This window comes from Microcystis sp. LEGE 08355, assembly GCF_015207185.1.
GTDB lineage: Bacteria > Cyanobacteriota > Cyanobacteriia > Cyanobacteriales > Microcystaceae > Microcystis > Microcystis panniformis.
Map to the genome: position 1 here is coordinate 1 of NZ_JADEXI010000929.1, position 1,161 is coordinate 1,161.

1 protein-coding gene and 1 pseudogene are annotated in these 1,161 nt (G+C 40.7%); both read right to left on the bottom strand.

Annotated features, from left to right (window positions below; all coding sequences use genetic code 11):
• Positions 1-884 (bottom strand): annotated as a pseudogene (locus IQ242_RS25365) (DUF4351 domain-containing protein); the annotation flags it as partial.
• Positions 881-1,161: DUF4351 domain-containing protein (locus tag IQ242_RS25370; RefSeq protein ID WP_228021223.1), on the bottom strand; the 281-nt coding region annotated here is incomplete at its 5' end. The gene IQ242_RS25370 and the pseudogene IQ242_RS25365, both read right to left, overlap by 4 nt.

Sequence of the window (1,161 nt, forward strand, 5' to 3'; positions counted from 1 at the left end):
AAATCTGTCAAAGTGTTAAAGTCTAATAAAGCGAGTCCTAAGTCTTCTAACCGCTCCACAGGAAGGTTACGGATGGTTTCTTCTAGATTTTGCGGTATTTCACCGAAACGTCGCTGAAGTTGACGGAGGAGTAAATACGCTTCTCCCTGTTGTCTTCCTTGTTGAATACCTTGCTGTACACCTTGCTGAACCGCTTGTTCCCTATCCTGTTGGTAAAGTGGAGCTAAACGCATAATAAACTCCCTATCCTCCTGTGTTTTTTTCGATAAAGCTTCTAGATTTCTACTCAGATTATACAATAAGTTTAAGGAAGCCGATTTTAGGGGATTATTCGGTGATAATCTCTCTAATTCATCGATAGCTCTCTCTCTTGTTCCTCCTCTACCCAATAATCTTAGCCATAATGTCTCTGGGATTGCGGGTAATTGATGAATGACAACAATAGCTGTACCTAAACCCTCCGGGAGAAAATAAACCCCTTGTGGCCAATTGGGTTGTAATTGAGCCGTAAACAGGGATAAAATGCGCTCACTAGCTGTAGGAGTCAAAATCCATAACTTAGGTATCTCCTCCTCTGATATTCTCTGTTTATTTCTCTTTGCTTCTCTGTGGAAGATTTCACGGATAGCAAAGCGCTTGGATAGACAATCATTGATACCATCAAGGGTAATCCCATTGCGATAGGGTTCCAATAAACAGGGATTTTGGCATAATTTGCCTAATCATCCTAGCTGAGAGGGAATTTCAGAGATATTAGGACTAAAATACACATCAATTTCTTTGATTTCTGAGGTGACTTCTTTGCTGACAACTACTGTACCGTAGGGAGAAAGAAGGGTTTCTAGGAAGTCTTTGCTAAATTTATCCCAAATAAAGCGAGTCACGGATGCAACCAGTTATCTAAATCTGTCAAAGTGTTAAAGTCTAATAAAGCGAGTCCTAAGTCTTCTAACCGCTCCACAGGAAGGTTACGGATGGTTTCTTCTAGATTTTGCGGTATTTCACCGAAACGTCGTTGAAGAAGTCTAATAACCAACTTTAATGCTTCCTGCTGTACACCTTGCTGAACCGCTTGTTCCCTATCCTGTTGGTAAAGTGGAGCTAAACGCATAATAAACTCCCTATCCTCCTGTGTTTTTTTCGATAAAGCTTCTAGATTTC